Annotated in this window: 21 protein-coding genes; 12 read left to right on the forward strand and 9 right to left on the reverse strand. The window is 60.4% G+C overall.

Going from position 1 to position 21367, the window contains the following annotated elements; all coding sequences use genetic code 11:
- Positions 1 to 23 precede the first annotated feature (23 nt).
- From F3089_RS15905 to F3089_RS12685, 3 genes are read right to left on the reverse strand one after another with little or no spacing between them, the layout of a single operon-like run.
- Positions 24 to 185, reverse strand: coding sequence for a hypothetical protein (locus tag F3089_RS15905; protein ID WP_192497374.1), 162 nt, complete (start codon positions 183 to 185; stop codon positions 24 to 26).
- Positions 186 to 242: 57 nt separating this feature from the next.
- Positions 243 to 863 (reverse strand): porin family protein, encoded by a 621-nt coding sequence (locus F3089_RS12680; protein ID WP_151441166.1) that lies wholly within the window; start codon positions 861 to 863, stop codon positions 243 to 245.
- A 28-nt stretch (positions 864 to 891) separates the two neighbouring features.
- Positions 892 to 1560, reverse strand: a complete 669-nt coding sequence (locus tag F3089_RS12685) for an arginine N-succinyltransferase (RefSeq protein WP_151441167.1) — start codon at positions 1558 to 1560, stop codon at positions 892 to 894.
- Between the two features lie 267 nt (positions 1561 to 1827).
- Here F3089_RS12685 and F3089_RS12690 point away from each other — a divergent pair, with 267 nt between their 5' ends.
- Entirely contained in the window at positions 1828 to 2037 is a 210-nt protein-coding gene (locus F3089_RS12690; RefSeq protein WP_151441168.1) for an addiction module protein, read from the forward strand.
- A complete protein-coding gene (locus F3089_RS12695; RefSeq protein ID WP_151441169.1) occupies positions 2034 to 2330 on the forward strand; it encodes a type II toxin-antitoxin system RelE/ParE family toxin in 297 nt (98 codons plus the stop codon). Before F3089_RS12690 ends, F3089_RS12695 begins: the two co-directional genes overlap by 4 nt.
- 252 nt (positions 2331 to 2582) lie before the next feature.
- Here F3089_RS12695 and F3089_RS12700 read toward each other — a convergent pair.
- Positions 2583 to 3733 (reverse strand): IS3 family transposase gene (locus F3089_RS12700; protein ID WP_151441170.1). Its coding sequence is split into 2 segments (ribosomal slippage): positions 2583 to 3490 and positions 3490 to 3733, totalling 1152 coding nucleotides; the frame shifts between segments, so codons are not numbered across the junction.
- A 385-nt stretch (positions 3734 to 4118) separates the two neighbouring features.
- On the opposite strand from F3089_RS12700, the gene F3089_RS12705 reads away from it, so the two are divergent.
- The 8 genes from F3089_RS12705 to F3089_RS12730 all read left to right on the forward strand — a co-directional run bounded on the left by F3089_RS12705 (position 4119) and on the right by F3089_RS12730 (position 12668).
- The gene (locus tag F3089_RS12705) at positions 4119 to 4967 is read left to right on the forward strand and encodes a type IV toxin-antitoxin system AbiEi family antitoxin domain-containing protein (protein ID WP_151441171.1); all 849 of its coding nucleotides are present in this window, start codon (positions 4119 to 4121) and stop codon (positions 4965 to 4967) included.
- A complete protein-coding gene (locus F3089_RS12710) occupies positions 4957 to 5871 on the forward strand; it encodes a nucleotidyl transferase AbiEii/AbiGii toxin family protein (protein ID WP_151441172.1) in 915 nt (304 codons plus the stop codon). The genes F3089_RS12705 and F3089_RS12710 overlap by 11 nt, the downstream gene beginning before the upstream one ends.
- A gap of 14 nt (positions 5872 to 5885) precedes the next feature.
- Complete coding sequence (locus F3089_RS15910) at positions 5886 to 6023, forward strand: hypothetical protein (protein ID WP_160897676.1); 138 nt, start codon at positions 5886 to 5888, stop codon at positions 6021 to 6023.
- A 168-nt stretch (positions 6024 to 6191) separates the two neighbouring features.
- On the forward strand, positions 6192 to 6719 hold the full coding sequence (locus F3089_RS16080) for a transporter substrate-binding domain-containing protein (RefSeq protein ID WP_225741754.1): 528 nt from the start codon (positions 6192 to 6194) through the stop codon (positions 6717 to 6719).
- Positions 6652 to 7320, forward strand: a complete 669-nt coding sequence (locus tag F3089_RS12715) for a transglycosylase SLT domain-containing protein (protein WP_225741755.1) — start codon at positions 6652 to 6654, stop codon at positions 7318 to 7320. The genes F3089_RS16080 and F3089_RS12715 overlap by 68 nt, the downstream gene beginning before the upstream one ends.
- A 189-nt stretch (positions 7321 to 7509) precedes the next feature.
- Positions 7510 to 8142, forward strand: a complete 633-nt coding sequence (locus F3089_RS12720) for a DUF642 domain-containing protein (protein ID WP_192497375.1) — start codon at positions 7510 to 7512, stop codon at positions 8140 to 8142.
- Positions 8143 to 8433: 291 nt separating this feature from the next.
- On the forward strand, positions 8434 to 9549 hold the full coding sequence (locus F3089_RS12725; RefSeq protein ID WP_151441174.1) for an efflux RND transporter periplasmic adaptor subunit: 1116 nt from the start codon (positions 8434 to 8436) through the stop codon (positions 9547 to 9549).
- The gene (locus F3089_RS12730; RefSeq protein WP_151441175.1) at positions 9546 to 12668 is read left to right on the forward strand and encodes an efflux RND transporter permease subunit; all 3123 of its coding nucleotides are present in this window, start codon (positions 9546 to 9548) and stop codon (positions 12666 to 12668) included. The genes F3089_RS12725 and F3089_RS12730 overlap by 4 nt, the downstream gene beginning before the upstream one ends.
- Positions 12669 to 12710: 42 nt before the next feature.
- Here F3089_RS12730 and F3089_RS12735 read toward each other — a convergent pair whose 3' ends face one another.
- From F3089_RS12735 to F3089_RS12745, 3 genes are read right to left on the reverse strand one after another with little or no spacing between them, the layout of a single operon-like run.
- Complete coding sequence (locus F3089_RS12735; RefSeq protein ID WP_151441176.1) at positions 12711 to 14117, reverse strand: putative porin; 1407 nt, start codon at positions 14115 to 14117, stop codon at positions 12711 to 12713.
- Between the two features lie 42 nt (positions 14118 to 14159).
- On the reverse strand, positions 14160 to 15152 hold the full coding sequence (locus tag F3089_RS12740) for a c-type cytochrome (RefSeq protein ID WP_225741756.1): 993 nt from the start codon (positions 15150 to 15152) through the stop codon (positions 14160 to 14162).
- A gap of 17 nt (positions 15153 to 15169) precedes the next feature.
- A complete protein-coding gene (locus F3089_RS12745) occupies positions 15170 to 15832 on the reverse strand; it encodes a c-type cytochrome (RefSeq protein WP_192497376.1) in 663 nt (220 codons plus the stop codon).
- A gap of 312 nt (positions 15833 to 16144) precedes the next feature.
- Here F3089_RS12745 and F3089_RS12750 point away from each other — a divergent pair, with 312 nt between their 5' ends.
- Both F3089_RS12750 and dbpA read left to right on the forward strand, forming a co-directional pair.
- Positions 16145 to 17134, forward strand: a complete 990-nt coding sequence (locus tag F3089_RS12750; protein WP_151441178.1) for an aldo/keto reductase — start codon at positions 16145 to 16147, stop codon at positions 17132 to 17134.
- A gap of 134 nt (positions 17135 to 17268) precedes the next feature.
- The gene (gene dbpA, locus F3089_RS12755; protein ID WP_192497384.1) at positions 17269 to 18642 is read left to right on the forward strand and encodes an ATP-dependent RNA helicase DbpA; all 1374 of its coding nucleotides are present in this window, start codon (positions 17269 to 17271) and stop codon (positions 18640 to 18642) included.
- Here the strand turns inward: dbpA and F3089_RS12760 are convergent.
- Both F3089_RS12760 and F3089_RS12765 read right to left on the reverse strand, forming a co-directional pair.
- Positions 18619 to 20097 carry a malate:quinone oxidoreductase gene (locus F3089_RS12760; protein WP_151441180.1) on the reverse strand — a complete coding sequence of 493 codons (1479 nt, stop codon included), beginning with the start codon at positions 20095 to 20097 and terminating at the stop codon, positions 18619 to 18621. The two genes, dbpA and F3089_RS12760, sit on opposite strands and share 24 nt — an antisense overlap.
- A 106-nt stretch (positions 20098 to 20203) precedes the next feature.
- Positions 20204 to 21316 (reverse strand): DUF2855 family protein, encoded by a 1113-nt coding sequence (locus tag F3089_RS12765; protein ID WP_192497377.1) that lies wholly within the window; start codon positions 21314 to 21316, stop codon positions 20204 to 20206.
- Positions 21317 to 21367: the final 51 nt, after the last annotated feature.

Consider the following 21367-nt stretch of genomic DNA (forward strand, 5'->3'; position numbering starts at 1 on the left):
CTAAGAACCTGCGTTGGTAACTGTCAATTGAGCAGATCAGTGGATGCGACCCCTGTGTTGACCTCGATTCGCTCACTCTGTTCGTCGGCAATGTAGGCTGTGTTCCTGGCATCCGAGCGGAACAGGTAACCGTTTATGCCTTCCTCGATTTCAATCACCTCGTGCTCCTCCGCGTCTTTCAGCATGCTTTTGGGCGCCGGGTGTCATGTAAATTTTCAGAAGACTGGTCTTCCTTCAGTCGATTAAAAACGCAACGTAAGCCCGGCGCTCGCTTCCACCTGAATAAAGCCACTGCTATCAAAGACGGCGGTACACCCGCCGGAACAGAACACAGCGCCGCCGCTGTCGAGGACCGTGTAGATGCCTCGCAGGTCAATTCGCATCAGCAGGTTCTGGTTCAGCGGCAGCTTGTAGCCTCCGCCCAGGGAGATGGAGGCACGGTTATGGTCTCTGAAGCCACCCGGTTTGGGCTCCAGCCGGGTCAGGCCTGCCACACCGGACACAAATGGGCCGGTCGTCCCGCCTTCGGGGAAATACAGGCCCCCGAGCTGCAACTGGTAGATCACCACATCCAGGGCAGTCGCCGGCGGGGTGAAAAGGGGCTCGGAGGAACGGACCCGGGTTTCCTGGCGGGCGACGTAGAGTTCCAGCTGTTTGCCTGGTTCCGCCAGATCCGCGTTCAGAGTCAGGCCCAGGCTGCGGGAGTCGTCGAAGGTCAGATCCTCCGTGGTGCTGGCGCCGGCAGTGCGGACTTCAAAATCCCCGCCCAGCCGGTATCCGGCAAACGGGGTCAGCTCCACGCCGGCCTGTGCAGCCATGGGCAGCAGGCAGGCGGCAAGCACCAGGCTCTGGCGTCGGCCCATGGCGAGTCTCCTCTGGGACAGGGAACCGTTATTCCCTGAGCTTCAAAACCAGTTGACCGTCCTCAACATGGACGCTGTCGACGCCCTCTGAAAAGGATCGCCAGAATCCCGGATCGTCTGCGAACTCGTTGACCAGATCAACGTTCTTGAGGTTGCCCAGCCACGCGTTGGGAAGGGGCACGCCCATGACGCTGACGCCCTTGAGTCTGACGACGGGCTTGTCGTTGTTAACGGCCAGCTCCACACCGGCATGAACCCGCAGGGTCTGCCCGCCGAGCACGGGAAAACCCTCTTCAAGCGGCACCAGAAGCACGACACTGAGCAGGTCCTGGGACAGATCAACGGCCAGCTTCCGGGCCAGATCGGTGTTGTTCGCCAGCATCCCGTTGAGTTCACGCTCACTCAAGCGAACCTCCCTGCTGGCGCCCTCCTCGCTGTAGGGTTCGGGTTCCACTGCAGGGCTTGAGGGCGCCTGCGAATCAACGCCCAGAACGTGCAGCTTGCTCTGGAGTGTTCGCTGTTCGGAGGTGTTCAGCTCAACGGGCTCGAACGCTTCAACAAAGACATACTGGCTCAAGACCCAGTAACTGACACCGGCGGTGACAACCATGGCGAGCAGTACGATCCCCAGTACCTGCCAGCCACTGAAGCCCTTTTTGACCTCTTGGCCCTGTGCCTGCTGATCGGATTCGTCCATAACGGGCTTTTCTCTCACTGGTGCCTCTCCGTACCCCTATTCATGGTTCATCTTCGCGCAATCCTGCTCAGGCCGCTACTACCCACCGCATCTTGACTGGATCGGCCAAGTCCCGGGGACTGGTCGGCGGGCATCATTCGGGTTTTCCAGGGGTGGGTTTGGGGTTGCCACATGTTTGGAGGCCTAAGCTTTAGCGCGCCCAGGTCCTGAGCGCAGTATTCCCCTTATCTTTTCGGTGCGGTATCGTTTTGGTTCAGGAGGTGTTTTATGAACTCAGGTATCAGAGACTTGCCCATCGACGAGCGTATCCAGCTCGTGGAAGACGTCTGGGACAGCATCGCTGAGGATCAGCAAAAGCTTGAGTTGACTCAGGCACAGCGGGAAGAGCTGGATCGAAGGCTGAATGCCTATGAGCAGGATGGCCAATCAGGCAGTGATGCTGGAACAGTTCTGGAAGGAATACGCCGGAGACTATGACTTACAACGTTCGGATTCGTCCGGACGCCGAGAGGGATATTGAAGACGCAGCCCAATGGTATGAGTTGCAGCGCCAGGGATTGGGGCATGAACTCATGGATTCGGTGGAGCAGACACTGAATCGCATCAGTGAGAATCCTTCCCTTTACCCTGTTGTTCACAGAGACTCACGCCGAGCTCTGATCAGGAAATTTCCTTTTGGCGTTCATTATGTGGTTACCGGGGATTCGGTTGTGGTGATTGCGGTTATGCACGTACGCCGTGATCCGCGCCGATGGAAAAGTAGAACCTGAACTCAGGACCAATATGCTTCTCAAGCGCAGAAAAACAAACTAGAAGCTGCGTACAGTGGTGTTCGGCGATGCTGGAAAAGTTCGTATCCGAGAAAACGGTGCTCCTTTGGATCATCTCCACTTTCAGCTTTACTCTCGTTCTCGCACTGCTGGGCGGTTTGATTATCCTCGGAATCGACGGCTGCTGGCCCATAGGCAGCAGCCACGCGGCGAGCAATTGTCTGTCAGGAATAGTGGCAAGCCCCCGATATTCTAGACACTTGAGAGCTGCTCGAAGTACTGCTTTTCGAACTCCATCGGAGACAGGCCGCCGTTGGTACCGTGTCGCCTGATGGGGTTATAGAACATCTCGATATAATCGAAGATGTCGCGCCGGGCCGTTTCCCGGTCCTTGTAGATCCGGCGCTTGATCCGCTCACTCTTCAACAGTGAGAAGAAGCTTTCGGCCACGGCATTGTCGTGACAGTTGCCGCGCCTGCTCATGCTCGGCGCCAGATTGTGCTCCTTCAAAAAGTGCTGCCATTCCCGGCTGGTGTATTGGGCCCCCTGATCGGAATGGATCAGAACGGTCTGTTTGGGGCGCCGCCGCCATGAGGCCATCAGCAGTGCATCCATGATCAGATCCGTGGACATTCGCTGTTTCATGGACCACCCCACAACCTGGCGGGAAAACAGATCCACCACCGTGGCCAGGTACAGATAGCCCTCATGGGTGCGGATGTAGGTGATGTCGCTGACCCACCGCTCATTCGGACTGCTGGCCTGAAAATCCCGGTTGAGGTGGTTCGGTGCCACATGGGCCGGTTTGCCGCCATAATAGCCTCTGTGGCGCTTGTAGCCCCGTTGCGCCCGGATGCCTTCGCAGCGCATCAACCGGTAGACCCGGTTCTTGCTGCAATGCTCTCCCAGGTCTTTCAGATCCAGGGTGATGTTGCGATACCCGTAGACACAGCCGCTTTCGAGCCAGGACTGTTTGATGAGTCCCAGCAACCGCTGATTCGCTTTGGTGCGGGGGCTTTCCGGGTTATGCAGCCACGCATAGAAACCGCTGAAATGGACGTTGAGAACCCGGCACATGGCCCGGACAGGGAACTGCTTCTGGTGAGCCCTGATGAAGCGATACTTTACTCGGACTCCTTGGCAAAGAACGCTGCGGCCTTTTTTAAGATGTCCCGCTCTTCAGTAACCCGGCGAAGTTCCGCTTTCATGCGCCGCAGCTCGGCCTGCTGATCACTGATCTGTTGATGCTGGCTGTCGGTATCGCCGTAGTGCTTGATCCACTTGTAGAGGCTGCCGGAGGTCACCCCCAGTCGCCGGCACACATCAGAGACCTTGTGGCCCCGTTCGGTCACCTGTTTGACCGCTTCAATCTTGAACTCTTCGGAGTAGCGCTGCCCGCTCATTCTCAACACCTGCTGGCTTTGCGTTAGTGTAACGCTCTCAGGTGTCTACTGTATCGGGGGCTTGCCATAGAGCCAGGTTTCCTATCTTTTATGCCCTCCATACTCGGAGCAATAGCTGGCACCGTCTGGACGATCAGGGAGCGAAAGGTACCCTGAAAAGGAGATTGTAAGCCTCTAAACAGTAGATCCTGAGAGCGTGCTACCGGGCCACTCGCCGGACCATTCCGGGAACTGATCGCCGGGCACCATCTGGATTTTCCGGGGATTGGTCATCTGGCCGAGGACAGTGGTGAATTTCGGTTTTTGCCGCATGTTTGGAGGCCTACGGTTTGATCAGAACCAGTTAGGGTTGTAGCTGGTTTAAGATTTCTCTATTTTGTTAAGCATGGCTATACGAAATAGAGAAAAGCTAAACGAGTTAACCCAATTACTTCCGGAAGGCCTCCTGGTGGATGCGGCGTGGCTGGAGCGGCATGGTTATTCCCGTGCGCTACGTAGTCAGTACGTTACTGCTGGCTGGCTGGAGCAGCCGGTACGAGGTGTGTTTCGTCGGCCGCGAGGGGAGGTGAGTTGGGAGCAGGTTGTAATCTCCCTCCAGACCCTGCTGCAGTACCCGGTTTCAGTAGGTGGCCGCACTGCTCTGGAATTTCAGGGCTATGCTCATTATCTCCCGTTCCAGCAGCTGCAGGTCCATCTTTACTCGGATGTGAAGTTGCCAGGCTGGGTGAACAAACTTCCGGTTGAACCGGAGTTTGTGGTGCATAACCGTCAGCGGTTTCTGCCCGCCGTGGAAGTGCCTTCCTGGGCAACCTCGTTGACCAACTCTTCCGCTGGAAGTGGGACACCGCTTCCGGGAGGCGTAAGGGTTAGTTCCTGGGGGCACTGGAACTGGCCATTGATCGTTTCCACGCCTGAGCGCGCCTACCTGGAGTTCCTGGATGAGTTACCGAACCGGGCGAGCTTTCACATGGCGGATAAGTTCATGGAAGGGCTGGGCAACCTTCGGCCCCGGTACTTGCAGTCGCTGTTGGAAGCCACGCGCAGCATCAAGGTGAAACGGCTGTTCTTTTTCTTCGCTGACCGCGAACGTCACACGTGGCTGCGGCGGATCGACCGAAGCCGGATTGATCTGGGATCCGGGAAGCGAATGCTGGTTAAGGGGGGAGTCCTGGACCAGGAATATCAAATTACCGTACCCACTGAATTTGCCAGGGAGGAAGGCAATGGCATTTAACGAGCAATATCGCCGTCAGGTTGAGTTGCTGGTTCGAATCCTGCCGCATGTGGCTGAGGAGGATTGTTTCGGCCTGAAGGGCGGCACTGCCATCAATCTCTTTCTCAGGGATATGCCCCGTCTATCGGTGGACATCGATCTGACCTATCTGCCCATCGAGCCATGGGCTCGTTCATGGGCCGAAATCGACGCGGCACTGAAGCGCATTGAATCCCGTATCCAGTCCTCAGAGCCTGACGCTCGGATAACGCGGTCAACACCCGCCAGCCAGGATGAGATCACCAAACTGCTCATCCGCTCCCGGGATGGTGTACAGATCAAAATTGAGGTGACTCCGGTCCTGAGAGGCGCGGTCTATGAGGCTCAATGGATGCCGGTCTCACAGTCGGTGGAAGATGATTTTGGCTTTGCAGAGGCACAGGTTCTTTCCTTTGCGGATCTCTATGCCGGGAAGATTATTGCGGCCCTGGATCGTCAGCACCCAAGGGATCTGTTTGACGTTCACCATCTACTCGCGACCGAAGGGATCAATGAGTCGCTTCGAGCCGCGCTGATCGTCTATTTGGTCAGTCATGACCACTCGCCTCATTCCCTGCTTGATCCAATCCGGAAGGACATCACCCAGGATTTCATGCAGAGTTTTGCTGGTATGGCTGATGACGGGGTAACTCTGGAACAGTTGATAGAGGCCAGGGAACAGGTGATCGCGGACGTTGTGAAAAACATGCCGGATTCCCACAAGCAGTTTCTTCGGTCATTTTACCAACGTAAACCGGACTGGGAGCTGGTTGGGCTCCAAGGAGCCGAAAAGCTTCCCGCTGTACGCTGGCGAGAGCTGAACCTGGATCGATCCGGGGAGGGGACTTGTGATGCGATCCTGCGTAAGCTTGAAAACGTTATTTGAGTGGTGGAGGGAATATGGACAACATCAAATTGGAACAGGATGAGCAGGAAGTTCTGGACGCGTTTGAGGCCGAGGAGTTTGTGTCTGCCCTGGATGACGAGCGTCGCGATTACATCGCTAAAGCTGCAGAAGAATCCCTTAGAGAGGGTTGAGCCTTGAGGCGTTGCAGCGGCGCGCCCTGACAGAATGCTTCCAGGCCGCGCACCGCGTCATCGCCGCCGCCGGTTTGTCGTATTCCTCGTACTCAAGCAATGTTTTGACTGTGTTTAAAGGAAACACATACTACCCTTTGTTGTGTTGTCTTTCTCTCGGAGCGGCGTATGTACCGAGTCAGGCGTATTGTGTTTCTGGCGGCCATAGTGGCTTTGGTTGGCTGCACAAATGATCAGGGGCAGGCCCGTACCCTTCAGGCCATCAAGGAGGAGGGGACACTGGTGGTGCTGACCCGTAATGCGCCGACCACCTGGTATCTGGGGCGGGATGGCAAACCCACGGGGCCCGAGTACGATATGGTCGAGGCCTTTGCCTCGCACTTGGGTGTTGACGTGTCATACAACATCAAGCCGTCGATCCGCTCCATCATCGAAGGCATTGAAAACGGCGAAGGGGATCTGGCTGCGGCTGGACTGACGATCACCCCCAAACGCCAGGAACGCTTTCGTTTCGGGCCGCCCTACCAGGATGTGACCCAGCAGGTTGTGTGCCGTCGCGATAACGTCCAGCCCGAGTCTGTTGAGGAGCTGGTGGGGCTGGAACTTACTGTGATCGCGGATAGCAGCTATGCTGGAATCGTTCAGGAAGAGCGGGCGTCTGGAGGTCGTGAAAGAGCATTATTACGGCTACTTTGAGGTTTTTGATTACGTGGACACGCGCCGTTTGATCCGCAGGGTCGACGAGCGCTACCCGAAATACCGAAGCTATTTCGAGACGGCCGCTGAACAATACGATCTTCCTTATATTCTGCTTTCCGCCCAGGGGTACCAGGAGTCGCACTGGCGTGCACGTGCCCGCAGCCCGACCGGGGTCCGGGGGATCATGATGCTGACGCTGAACACGGCAAAAGAAGTGGGCGTGGATAACCGGCTGGATCCCAAACAAAGTATCTTCGGGGGTGCCAAATACCTGGCGAAGCTTAAGAATGAGCGCTTCTCGGATAAGGTAGAAGAACCGGACCGCACCTGGCTGGCACTGGCGGCCTATAACGTCGGGCGTGGCCACCTGCATGATGCCCAGCGGCTGGCGCGGGAACAGGACCTCAATCCGCACCGCTGGGGCGACGTCAAGCAGGTATTACCCCTGCTTTCGAAGAAGTTCATTTACCAGAATCTCAAATACGGTTATGCGCGAGGTTACGAGCCGGTGCGTTATGTCCAGAGGATTCGCGAGTATCAGCATATCCTGGAAAATGAGATTGAGGTGTTGTCAGTCGAGCCGCCGGATCCCGAATAACAGGGCATGCATCCCGCCCATGTGTCCGGGACTGGCTGATGTCGACTTTTTTTACATCATTGTTGGAAAACACCGGCAGCACCTGCCAGATCATGGACTAACCCTCTATGTTCTCTGCATTTATTTTTTATGGCCTCAGAATTGCTCTCCGAGGAAGAGACATTCAATTTCATGCAGAGGAAGCAGTCCATGAAAGCTACAGCATTCACCCGCAAAGGTCTTTTCTTCGGTGCGCTTTTGCTCGCCGCCGGTACCACAAACGCCAACCTGATTGGTAATGGCAGTTTCGAGAATCCCAATGTCGCACCGGGCACCTGGGAATATTTTGAAGGCGCGGACACTGTTGATGTGCCGGATTGGGAAGGCAACAGCATCGAAATCTGGGATAGCGGCATGGTCAGTTTTGAGGCCAAAGAGGGCGATCAGTTCGCCGAACTGAATGCTCACCCCGACCTTGGTTCAGATTTCGGTATCTACCAGGACTTCAGTACTGTCACCGGGCAATGGTATGACCTCTCGTTTGCATACCGTGCTCGCGTAAACAGCCTCGAAGTTTTCAGCGTCGCGGTTACTGACATGATCATCAACAACCTGAGCGAAACAATGGATGACCACACCACGTCAGGTTGGTCGGTCTATGAAGGATCGTTTAAGGCGACCTCTGCCAGCTCACGCCTGAAGTTCGCCAGTGTCGCCCCGGACGGAACACTCGGCAACTTTCTGGATGACGTATCCGTGACAGCCTCGGTGCCTGAGCCCGGCACCCTCGCGCTGCTCGGACTCGGTCTGGCGGGCCTTGGTATCTCAGCGCGTCGTCGATAAGTTGTCCCCTTTAGCGGGCGCGGCGACATCCCTGAGTGTGCGCCCATCACGCTGACGCCATTTGGTTTCATCACGGGCCGGTCATTATGAACGGCCCGTTCACCTCCCACGAACGTCTCCCGGCAGCCTCATTCAGGGGTCATCCTTTTGCTTGAGCCAATCTGCCACACAGACGTGCCCTTTATGGGAAAACCCTACTGAATGCGGCGGGGGATTCGCTGACTGGAATCGTTTGTGAATGCGGGGCCATCGATTATTCTGGCTACTTGAGCCCCCTTCCCGAGTAACGCGATGAAACAATGGTCAAAAGCAACCCTGCAGGAACATCGTTCAGCGCTCACCGCTGCATTGATTCTGCTGGGCGTGATTCTCTGGATGCTCTCGGGCACGCTCCGGGATTCGACATCCCAGATTGAGCCGTCGGTGTCGGACAAGGCCGATAACCACATGTCCGTGCGCGTCCTGGAGTCCACCAACCAGACCATTCGGGACCAGATCATCATCAGTGGTCGAACGCTGGCCGACCGATCGGTGGCTGTGAAAGCGGAGACCGACGGCGTTGTCCAGAAGCTCCATTTCGAGCGCGGCGATCGGGTGAACGAAGGCGATATGCTGGTTGAGCTGGCCATGGAAGATCGCGAAGCTCGCTTGCTCGAGGCGCGCTCCCTGGTGGAGCAGCGTGAGATCGAGTATCGCGGCGCGCAGTCGTTGCGACAGAAGGACTCGATTGCAGAGAACGAGCTGGCCCGGGCAAAAGCGGCGCTGGAGTCGGCACGGGCCCAGCTCAGGATGGCGCTGGAGGAAGCCAGGCGCACACGGCTGAAAGCGCCCATTGAGGGTGTTGTGGAAACCCGGGATGTTGAGGTGGGCGATTTCCTGAACCGCGGCGCACCCGTGACCACCCTTGTGGATCTCAACCCGATCCGTGTGAAAGGCTCTCTGTCGGAACGCTATCTGAATCGCATCGAGCCCGGAAGCCCTGCCACCGTGACACTGATCAATGGCTCCGAGCACGAGGGCGAGGTGGCCTTTGTCGGGCGTGTCGCCAGTCCAAAAACCCGGACCTTCCCGGTTGAAGTGGTTATCGACAACCCCGAGGGGGACATCATTGAAGGGCTTACCGCCGAAGTCACCCTCTCTGCGGGAACCGTGGTCGCCCACCGTCTGCCTTCCTCAATATTGACTCTGGCGGATGACGGCACACTCGGCGTTAAGGGGGTGAGCGACAACAGCGAGGTCGTCTTTTACCCGGTGGAGGTTGTGCGTGACACGCCCGAGGGCGTGTGGCTCACCGGACTCCCCGAGACGGTCCAGCTCATCGTCGTGGGGCAGGAATTCGTCAGTGCCGGTCAGAAGGTCGAAACCGTGCCCTATGAAGGCCTGGCTGCGCCAGGAGCATCGGGATGAGCGGCTGGATTGAATGGCTGTTCACCCGCCACCGGGCCGTATTATCCGCACTGGCGCTCTTGTTGATTGCAGGGACCTGGGCCTACACCGATATCGCCAAGGAGGCGGAGCCGGATGTGGACATTCCCTTCATCTTCGTTCATCTGGGCCTGGAGGGGGTATCACCCGAGGATGCCGAGCGCCTGCTGATCCGGCCCATGGAGGTGGAGCTGCGTGGCATTGATGGGCTGAAGGAAATGCAGGCGACCGCCACCGAAGGCGGTGGTCAGATCGTGCTGGAATTCGATGCCGGTTTTAATGCTGATGCGGTGCTCCAGGACGTTAAGGATGCTGTCGACAAAGCCGAGCCGGAACTCCCTGCCAATGCCGACGACCCTGTGGTCGAGGAGATCAACACCAGTATCTTCCCGGTGTTGCTGGTCACACTCGCTGGTGATCTGCCGGAACGAACGCTTCAGCAGCTGGCTCGCACCACCCGGGATGAAATCGAGTCCATCACCAGTGTGCTGGATGTGACCATCGCGGGTGAGCGAGAGGAGGTGGTGGAGGTCATTGTCGATCCACTGAAAGTGGAAAGCTACGGCTTACAGGTCGGCGAGATTATCCAGTACCTGAGTCGCTCCAACCGGCTCGTGGCCACGGGGAATCTGGATACCGGGGAAGGGCGCTTCGCCATCAAGGTGCCGGGGCTGTTCGAGACCGCTGAGGACGTGCTCAACATGCCGGTGAAGGTCGACGGCGATGCCGTCGTGCGATTTCGCGACATTGCTTCGGTCAAGCGGACCTTCAAGGACGCCGATGGGCATGCCCGCGTGGACGGCTTGCCGGCGGTGACGCTTGAGGTCACCAAGCGCACCGGTGAGAACGTGATCGATACGGTGGCGGCGGTGCGCGCCAAAGTTGATGCCCTGAAAGCCGACTGGCCTTCGAACCTGGTGGTCTCCTACAGCCAGGATCAGTCCGAGTTCATCGAGATGATGCTCACGGACCTGGAGAACCACGTTGTCAGCGCCGTGGTGCTGGTGATGGTTGTGGTTGTCGGCGTACTGGGGCTGCGCTCCGGGCTGCTGGTGGGCATTTCCATTCCGGGGTCCTTCCTGGCCAGCATTCTGGTGCTCCATCTGCTCGGTTATACCGTGAACATGGTGGTGCTGTTCGCGCTGATCCTGGCCATCGGGGTTCTGGTGGACGGTGCCATCATGGTGGTGGAGTACGCCGAACGCCACATGGCAGCCGGTGAAAGCCGCTACCGTGCCTATGTCCTGGCGGTGCGGCGCATGAGCAGCCCCATTGTGTCAGCCACCCTGACCACGCTGGCCGCCTTCGTGCCGATGCTGTTCTGGCCCGGGCTTGTGGGTGAGTTCATGCGCTACTTCCCCATCACCCTCATAACGACGCTGACAGCCTCCCTGCTGATGGCGCTGATCTTTGTGCCCACCCTTGGAGCCCATATGGGCAGGGCCGGTGCTGAATCAGCATGGCAACGGCGCAACCTGCAGGCGGCTGAAAACGGCGACCTGAGTCAGATTACCGGCCCGGCTCGGCATTACCTCAGGGTGCTGGACAAAGCATTGGATCATCCGGGGCGCGTGCTGGGACTTACCCTCGTGGGCCTGCTTGCTGCCTGGATGCTCTACGGTGCTTTCGGTAAGGGCGTCGAATTCTTCCCCAAGGTGGAGCCGGATTTCGCGACCCTGATGGTCCATGCCAGGGGTAACCTCTCCGTTGAGCAGAAGGACGCTTTGGTTCGCGAAGTGGAGGCCGAAGTGCTCGCTTTCGATGAGGCTTTCGAGAGTGTCTACGCACGCACCGCCGGCGACAGTGGCTTCAGTTTCATGGGCGACGTGGCTGAAGATGTAATTGGACGTGTTTCCATCGAGTTTGATGACTGGGACAAGCGCCCGCCCGCCAATGAGATCCTGCAGGCGATTCGCGAACGCACGGATCAGCTGGCCGGGGTTCAGGTCGAAGTGCGTAAGCTGGAGGCCGGCCCGCCCGTCGGGAAACCGGTTCAGTTACTGTTGAGCGCGAACAATCCGGGCCTCCTGCCAGAGGCGGTTGGAATCGTGAGCCAGCGTTTCAGGTCCCTGAAGGGGCTGACGGACATCGAGGATGACCGCCCGTTGCCCGGGATCGAGTGGGAGCTGCAGGTGGATCGTGCCCAGGCGGCCAAGTTCGGGCTTGATGTCACCACCATTGGCAACGCTGCCCAGCTGGTCACCAATGGATTGCGCATCGGCAGCTATCGGCCCGACGACACGGATGAAGAGATCGACATTGTGGTGCGCTACCCCGAACGTTGGCGGACCCTGGACCAGCTGGATCAGCTCCGGGTTACCACGGCTGGCGGAGCGGTGCCCATCAGCAACTTCATCGAGCGCCGGGCCGAACCCAAGGTGGATAACCTGCGACGGGTGGACGCCGTTCGTGCCATGTCGGTGCGCGCGAATACCGCCCCCGGCGTGCTCGCCGACGATAAGGTCCGCGAGCTGCGCGATTGGCTTGCCACGGATCCGCTTCCGGATGGCGTCAGCTATGAGTTCAAGGGGGAGGATGAGGAGCAGCGTGCTGCTGAAGCGTTTCTTCTCCGTGCCCTTTTCGTCGCGCTTTTCCTGATGGCCGTGATTCTGGTGACCCAGTTCAACAGCTTCTTCAGCGCCGCCCTGGTGCTTTCCGCCGTGGTGGTCTCAACCATCGGGGCCTTCCTCGGGCTGCTGCTGACGAATCAGGCCTTCTCCATTGTCGTAACCGGTATGGGCATCATTGCGCTTGCCGGGGTTGTGGTGAACGACAACATCGTGCTGATTGATACCCACGACCGGCTCCAGAAGCGCGTCGCCGACCCACGGGAAGTCATACTGCGCACCGGCCTGCTGCGACTGCGCCCGGTGGTGCTGACCACCGTCACCACGATTCTGGGCCTGATGCCCATGATGCTGCGCGTGAATATTGACCTGTTTAACCGCGAAGTGGCCTTTGGGGCGCCCATTACCGAATGGTGGCTGAGTCTGGCCACGGCCATTGTGTTCGGGCTGGCCTTTGCGACGATCCTGACGCTGATTATTACGCCCTGTGCTCTGATGGCGCGGGTCAAACTGCGGCAACGCGCCTGGGGCTGAGCTCATGCTCGTTGATTAAATTGTGCGGTTCACCATCTCCGTTCAACCGCCGGTGTTGAACAGGTGGAAGTACTGCAGAAGGATCTCGTTGCCCATGGTTCTGCCGACCGCGTCGGCTGCGGCGTTGTGGGGTGCCTCCAGGTCGCGGATGCGGTAGGAGAGGGTCCACTGGCTTTTGATGGGGTGGTTCCAGTACTGCAGCCCCAGGGTCAACGTGGAGAACCGCCGCTCCGGATGTCCCTGGTTGGCGAATTCATCCGCATCGAATTCGTTGAGCCGGTTCAGGACGTCGTAGCGCGCCTGTAGCGCCAGCTTGTTGGGCTTTACGAACCAGGCGGCGTCCAGGTACCAGCCGTCGAACTCGTTGTCCTCGCCGGGGGCCATCCGCGGAGTGACGTCGCCGATGTCCTCACCCGGGTTCGCGAAGGGCGGATTGGTGCCGTTGTAGACCATGCCGTTGCCGAAGACGTACTCCCCGGAGAAGCGCCAGGGCTGGCGGTAGTAGTGGAAGCCCAGGCCGTAGCGGTTGCGTTCGAACTCGTCGCCTTGGTCGATGGTGCCGTCCCCGCCGGCATCGAAGACCCGCTCCCCCTGCTGGCCCCAGGCGAAGAACTTGATGTCCTCCCGGCGCGGGTTGCCGCGGTGGACGCCGTCGAAGACGTAGGCAGCCTGGGCGCGCATGTAGAGGTCGCGGTTGTCGTCGTTGTCGCTGCGGTTGATGCCGTTGCCATTGCCCAGCCCGGCGGCCCAGGTGCCCTCCCAGTGCTCGGAGATCCGGAACTCGTCGAAGGCCATGGCGCCGATATCGCGGTAGGAGCTGATGGAGCCGTCGAAGCCGGTGAGGCTCTCGTCATTACCACCAGGGTTCTGGCGCACGTACCGCTCCAGTACCTGCTGCCGGCTTACCTCCGAGAAGCTGATGTAGTCGTAGGCGGGGATGGCGCGCAGCCCCTCGTCCACCAGCGGCCACTGGAACTGGCCGATACGCAGGCTGACACCGGGCTCCCAGATGTCGTCGCTGCCGCCGCCAGCGAAATGGCGGAAGGTCATGGAGGCATCGGTGAGCTGGGGGCTGGGGCTGCCGCCGTCGGGGTCGGCCAGGCGGGTGATGCCGTTGTTGCCCCACTCGGTGAGGAAGAAGTAGTGGATGTCCTCGTCAGTATTGTTCAACGCTCCGCGCACGCCAACCCGAGCCTGGGAGAGGTTGAAGCCGGAGCTGCTGGAGCGGTCCGGGGAGAGAGTGTTGAAGATGGGGCGCTGACCGTTGGGTGCCTTGTCGCTGTCGTCGATGTCGCGGTAGGTCGGCTGGATGAAGCCGAAGACCGACATGGTCGGGGCGCCCTCGGGCGCCTCGGCGCTGTTGAGTACCAGCCAGTTGGCGGCGCCGGCTGGCGCGGTGACCAGGGCCAGCGCCGTCGCGAGCGCGATGCGCACGTGGGTGCCGTTCATGATGGATTCCTTGTGGCTGTTCGCGATCACATGTCCGGGTCGTTACTGCGTGCCCTCCCCAAGGGTGTGGCCGCGAACCTCCTGGTTGTAGAGGCAGGCGTGGTCATGCCACTTCTCTGCAGTGCTGGCCTTGTCGCCCTCCCAGCGGGGATCCTGGGGCCGCTCATGGCTGTTCATATAGGCGGACACGTCCCACGCCTCCTGGTCGGAGAGGGCGGCGTGCTTTTTCACGGGGTTGGCCTTGCCCAGGGGCATGTTGTACTTGATGAAACCGGCTGCGGTGTTGATGCGGTGCATGCCGGCGCCCCAGTTATAGGCCTTCTCGCCCCACAGAGGCGGGAAGATCTGCTTGCCGTCGGCGGTGAACTTGCCGCTGCCGTCCCCGGAGTGGCAGACGGCGCATTGGGCCTCGTAGATGGACTTCCCGCGGGAGATGGAGTAGCCGTCCTCCGGTTTCTCGACACTGCGGTAGCCACGCCCGGGCAGGTTCTCGCCGATGGGCGCGCCCCTGGCGGACCAGAACATGAATGACTGCATGTCTTTCAGGAGCTGACTGTCCGGCTTCGGCGGGCCGCCGGCCTCGGAGGCTCCAGCGTTCATCGAGTAGGTGAAGCAGCCGCGGATGCGCTCATCCATGGTATTCACGTGGTCGTTCTTGCCACGGTATTTGGGGTAGATCCCCCAGGCGCCCCACATGGGCGAGGAGTTGGCGGCCATGCCGCCACCCAGGTGGCAGTTGGCGCAGTTCTGGCCGTTGCCTACGTGGCGTTTGGCCTCCGGGTGCTGCAGCGTGTTGACGAAGGCCTCCATGCCGCTGCGTACGGCTTCGCCGAACTCACCCTCGGGCAGCTCGTCCATGCCGGGGTAGTCGAAGTAGCTCTCGCCCTTGGCCTCGGGCGCCTCTTCCAGCTCCACCTGCTTGGTGAGGGTCTCATCGTCCTGGGCGAGCGCCGAAGCGGGGATGAGAAGGGCGGCCGCCAGGAACAGCGCGGTGTGGCGGGCGAGCCCGATGGTATCCTGATGGGTCTTGTTCACGATGGCCTCCACGATGGCTATTCGGCGGACGGACGGGCGGGCTGCGAGGCGAACCAGGCGGCCACAGCCTTGATCTCTTCCTCGGTCAGGCGCTTGGCCACCGAGGCCATGAGGTCATTGGGGTCGTTCTGGCGGTTGCCGTCCTGCCACGCGGTGAACTGGTTCTCGATGTAGCTCGCGTGCTGCCCGGAAATGGCGGGAAAATCGGCACCCACGCCGTCACCACCGGGGCCATGACAGGCGACGCAGGAGGGAACCCCCTTGCGCCACAGGCCCTGCTGGGCAATAGCCTGGCCGCGTTCCAGAACGGACTTGGCGGCATCGGTGCCCGGCGCCTCCGCCGGCACTTCCATCTCGGCGTAGTATTCGGCCACCGCCCGGCGCTCCTCGGCGGAGAGGCCGCTGGCGATGGGTTTCATGGTGGCGTTGTCGCGCTCACCACTGGCCATGTCGTCGAGCTGCTTGGCGAGGTAGTCGGCATTCATGCCGGCCATGCGTGGCCAGCCGGCCGCGCCGTTGCCGCCCCCATCGGCTCCGTGGCAGGTGACGCAGGCAGCCGCGCCGTTGTCATTGCCCTCCTTCGCCAGTTTCTCGCCGAGATCGTTGGCTGCGGCTGTTGCCGGCGCCAGTGCGATGAGTAACAGCGCTGGCAGGGGCCCGAGTCGATGGCGACGTTGCATGCGCTCACTCCTGGATGGGTTTCGGCTTTCCCGGTGCCTGACTGACCGGCCTTCTATTAGAATATGAATAGATTCTAATGCGCGGACTGTCAAATCAGAGAAGAGCAGAGCAGGCATCTCCCCACGTCCCTGGGGGTACTGAACTGGATCCAGGGAGCTGGACCGCTTGCAGGTCACCTTTACTCTGGTGCAGCTCTGGAGTGTGGTGGGGGAGGGGGTTGAATTCGCCCTCGCGCCCACGCACATCTCTGATACAGGGCATTCACAGTGATGCCATTTCTCCAGATGATATTCCAGCCAACGGGAGGAAGCATGGAAAAGCGGGCATTCGGCAACACAGACATTCAGGTGACCCCCGTCGGGCTCGGCACCTGGGCCATTGGTGGCTGGATGTGGGGTGGTACGGACGAAGCCCAGTCCATCGATACCATCCACAGGGCCATCGACAAGGGGATCGGTCTGGTCGATACGGCGCCGGTTTACGGTTTCGGGCGCTCCGAGGAGATTGTGGGCAAGGCGCTGGCCGACGGTCGTCGGGATCAGGTGGCGCTGGCCACGAAAGTCGCCCTGAACTGGAACGATGATCACGATAAAGTCTGGCGGGACGCGAGTGCGTCGCGCATTGAACAGGAAGTAGACGATTCCCTCAGGCGTCTGCAGACGGACAGGATCGACATTTACCAGGTCCATTGGCCGGATCCGGAGACGCCCATGGAGGAGACCGCCCGGGCGCTGGAAAAGCTCTACCGGGCCGGGAAGATCCGCGCCATCGGTGTCAGCAACTTCACGCCCGCGCAGATGGACGAGTTGCAGAAGACCGTGCCCCTGCACAGCCTGCAGCCCCCCTATAACCTGTTTGAGCGGGACATCGAGCAGGAAGTCCTTCCCTATTGCCGGGAGAACGGCATCGCGACCATCACCTACGGCGCCCTGTGCCGGGGCCTGCTGACGGGCAAGATGCGCGAGGATACCCAGTTCACCGGTGACGATCTGCGTAAGAACGATCCCAAGTTCCAGGGTGAACGCTATCGCCAGTACCTGAACGCCGTGGCGGAACTGGACCGGTTCGCCCGGGAGCGGTACCAGAAGAACGTCCTCGCGCTGGCGCTTCGCTGGCTGGTGGATCAGCCCGGTGTGACGACGGCGCTCTGGGGTGCCAGGAGACCGGAGCAGCTGGATCCGGTCGGTGAGATCGACGGCTGGTCACTGGATGGTGAGGCGATGGCCGCAATCGATGACATTCTGGCCCGTTGCATTGATGATCCCGTTGGGCCCGAATTCATGGCGCCTCCGAGTCGGTAATGGGGGGTCTTCTTTGGCCGCGGGCTGGCCATTGGTATGGCACTGGTGGAGCAGGAAAACCTGTCCCGCCCCTGATATCTGCTTTATCCTGCGCCACCATCCCATGAGCCAAGGAACCTCCTACGTTGAGCCAGATGTCTTTTTCCACCCTGGGGCTGCAGCCGGCGCTGCTTGAGAGCCTGTCGTCGCTGGGCTACGAGACCATGACGCCGATCCAGGCTCAGAGCCTGCCGCCCATCCTGGCCGGGCAGGACGTCATCGGGCAGGGCAGGACCGGTTCGGGCAAGACCGCGGCCTTTGGTCTGGGGCTGTTGAACCGGCTCAATGCCGAGCGCTTTCAGGTTCAGGCCCTGGTGCTTTGCCCCACGCGGGAGCTGGCGGACCAGGTAGCGCGGGAGATCCGCCGGCTTGCCCGGGCGACGGCCAACGTGAAGGTGCTGACCCTGTGCGGTGGCACGCCCATTGGGCCGCAGATCGGCTCGCTGGAGCATGGCGCCCACATCATCGTGGGCACGCCGGGGCGGATTGAGGATCATCTGCGCAAGCGCACCCTCGACCTGGGCCGACTGGAAACCCTGGTGCTGGATGAAGCGGACCGGATGTTCGACATGGGGTTCGAGTCCGCCCTTGAGGCGGTTTTCGGGAGTGTTCCGGGCAAGCGCCAGAACCTGCTGTTCAGCGCCACTTTCCCCGATGCGATCCAGGCCGTTGCGGAACGCCACATGCACAACCCGGTTCGCGTCCAGGTGGAGGAAAGCCACGACGACAGCAGTATCCGCCAGCACTTCATCCGCCTGCCGGATGAGCAGCAACGCATGACCGCGTTGCGCCTGCTCCTGCTGCAACTCCGGCCGGCCTCTGCCGTGGTCTTCTGCAATACCAAGCGCGATACCCGGGATCTGGCGGATGAGCTCTGCCGGCACGGCTTTGATGCCCTGGCCCTGCACGGGGATCTGGAGCAGAAGGAGCGCGACCAGACCCTGGTGCGCTTCGCGAACCAGAGCGCCTCGATCCTGGTGGCCACGGACGTGGCGGCCCGGGGGCTGGACATTGACGCGCTGGACGCGGTGTTCAACTACCACATCGCCCGCGACAGCGACGCCCACACGCACCGCATCGGCCGCACGGGCCGCGCCGGGGAGCAGGGCAGCGCCTACACCCTGTATACCGAGAAAGAGAGCCATAAGGTGGTCCGGCTGGAGGCCGAACTGGATCTGAGCATTGAGCCCGAGTCACTGCCGCCGTCTGAACGGCTTGAGGAGCGCGCCTACAAGGCGCCGATGGTGACGCTGCAGATTGATGGCGGCCGGAAGCAGAAGGTCCGCCCCGGCGATGTGCTCGGGGCCCTTACCGGCGACAACGGGATTGGCGGTAAGCAGGTCGGTAAGATCGATATCGCCGAGAACTGGGCCTATGTGGCCGTGGCACGCGAAGCGGCCAAGCCCGCCCTGCAGAAACTGCGTGACGGCAAACTGAAAGGCCGCTCATTCCGGGTCAGGGCGATCTGAATCCCGCGGGACAATCCCCAGCTGCCCGTTGACCTCATCCCGGATGGCCCGGTATCGCTCGGCGTTATGGATCAGCGTTTCCAGGTCGTCTTCAGGGAAGATCTCCTTGCGTTTCTTTTGCGCCTCTTCCGTCGAGAAGATGGATGGCAGCAGCTGTTCCAGGCAGCGCAGCATTACCTCGGGCGAGACCGAGGCACCCGGTGAGGCCCCCAGCAGCGTTCCATAGGTCTTATCCTCGGACACAACGATCTCGGTTCCCATCTGCAGGTCGCCGTCCTTGATGATCTGCACCCGCTGGCCGGCCTGGATGGGCTTCCAGTCGAACTTCTTACTCATACCGGGTGCGAACTGCTCCAGCTCCTCGAACATGCTCTTGCTGCCCTTGAAGGATTCGGAGAGCAGGTACTTCACCAGCGGGAAGTGTTCCATCGCCACGGAGAGAAGGCTGGGGATGTCGTGCACGCGCAGAGCCCGCAGGTAATCAAAGAAGCCGCGGCCTTTCTCGAGGATGGGATTGAACGAGGCGAAGGGGCCAAACAGCAGGTAATGCTTGCCATCCACCACCCGCAGGTCCAGGTGCGGCACGGACATGGGCGGCGCGCCGACTTTCGCCTTACCGTAGGTTTTGGCGGTGTAACGTTTGGCCTCTTCCGCGCTGATCTCGGCCTGCAGGAAGCGCCCACCCACGGGGAATCCCGCGTAGCGGCTGCGGAACGGCAGGTGACTTTTCTTCAGCAGCGGGAAGGCGCCGCCGCCGGCACCAACGAACAGCACATCGGCTTTGTACTGCACGGGCTCTCCGTGGCGATACGCTTCGACGAGCCAGCTCCCTGTGGGACTGCGGTGGGCCCGCTTCACATGCACCCCGTGTTCAATGGTCACGCCGAGGTCCTGCACCAGGTGGCTCGCGATCTGGCTGGTCAGGGCGCCAAAATTGATGTCCGTGCCGGTTTCGACAACGGTGGCCGCCATTTTTTCATGGCGGGGCCGGTCTTCCATGGTGTAGGGAATCCAGCGCTTGATCTCATCAAAGTCTTCCGAGTAGCGCATCTGCTCAAAGAAATGATGCGCGGACATGTCCCGGTGGCGCAGTTTTAACAGGTCAATGGCCTGGGATGGGACGATGGTGCAGTGTTTGGTTTGATTGATGAACGTTCTGGGGTCGTTGATGATGCCCTGCCTGACCAGGTATGCCCAGTACTGTTTGGCGACATTGAACTGCGCGTGAATCTTCAGGGCTTTATCGACCGAGATGACTTCTTCGTCGACCGGTGTGTAGTTGAGTTCGCAGTTCGCTTCGTGGCCGGTGCCGGCGTTGTTGAAGGCGGACGAATTGCCCGCTCCCACACTGTCCGTCCGTTCCAGAATCGTGATGTCGAGTTCGGGGGCCATTTCCTTTGCCAGGGCGGCAAAAGTGGTTCCCATGATCCCCGCGCCGATGACGATTACGTTCATAATATCTGCCCGTCCGCGTATCCGGTGGCGCGTGGCGCCACCCGGTTTCCAGAATGAATCTAACACGGCCATGGTATGCCGTGAATGAAGGTTTTGAACGCCCGCGTCAGGGGGCGAGCGTCAGGGTCAATCCCTGGTCGGGGTTGATGCGCCCTTCCAGGGTATCCTCATACGCTTGGGCCACAGCCTCAGCGCCGCGCACGTCACGGATTGTCATCCAGCCTTCCATGGACGCAACCAAAGGCGCCCAGAGGCCTGCAAAACGCTGCATGAGCGCGGCTGTGCCGTATTCCCCGGCGGCCTGTTCCCAGTATTTGGGCGCGAAAAACAGCTCCGGCTTGGGGCCGGGCAGGCCCTTGCCGCCACCGCGCTGGTCCCAGTGGGAGGCGCCCACCAGTGAGCTGAACTGCAGCTGGTCGGCGAAGTGCTCATGCAGGCGGCCAAGCACCTGGCCGTTGCCGGCGAAGTCCACGGAGACGCTGGCCTGGTCCGCATCCAGCGTCTCCAGTTCATCATAGGGCACCACCCGGTCGTAATAGCCCAGCCGGCGCACGAATCCGGCATGGCCGGGGGAGGTCAGGGCGGTCAGGACCCTGGGCCCGCCGCGCGTCTCACGCTGATGGTTGAGCATGAACGCCAGCCCCAGCGCTGTCTTGCTGGAGGCACTGGTCAGGATCACCTGCTCCGCCTCAAAAAAGGTCTGCCGGGCCAGGAAGTCGTCCAGCAGGAAGGAGGTGACCAGAAGCGGGCGCAGCAGCATCTGGAAGGCTTCGTGTTCCGGCCGGTAGGCCGGGTCGTTGGCGGTGAACACGTACTGGTTGTAGATGCCCGGAAGGTCCTGGCGATGGGCGGCGATGTCAGTGAAGCCACTCTTGCTGACACGCCCCGGCTGCACCCTGAGCTGGCGCGCCATGGGCAGGTAACCGTAGATCCGTGTGCCTTCCGTCACGTCCGGATGCCGTGATGCGGCCACATCGGCGAAGCCCCAGACCGGGATCTGGCCCCACGGCTTCTCGACGGGGAAGAAATCCCAGTAGTGAAATGCATCGCCCAAGGCGGCGTAGGTGATGTTGTTGGCGGTGAAGGAGAACCGGTCAATGGCCAGCAGCACCTCGCCCTCGGCCAGCTCCCCGGGCTGGATGGGATCCTGTTCCAGAACACTGTGTTCGTGGAGGTTCTCGCGGTTGACCACAAAGGTGGTATTGGAAGAAAGGGTCATGGGTGTACCTTCATGGGTCAGTCGACAGTAGCAGTCCTGTATTGTTAGCAA

The sequence above is a fragment of the Halospina sp. K52047b genome, from assembly GCF_008709855.1.
Lineage (GTDB): Bacteria > Pseudomonadota > Gammaproteobacteria > Pseudomonadales > Oleiphilaceae > Halospina > Halospina utahensis_B.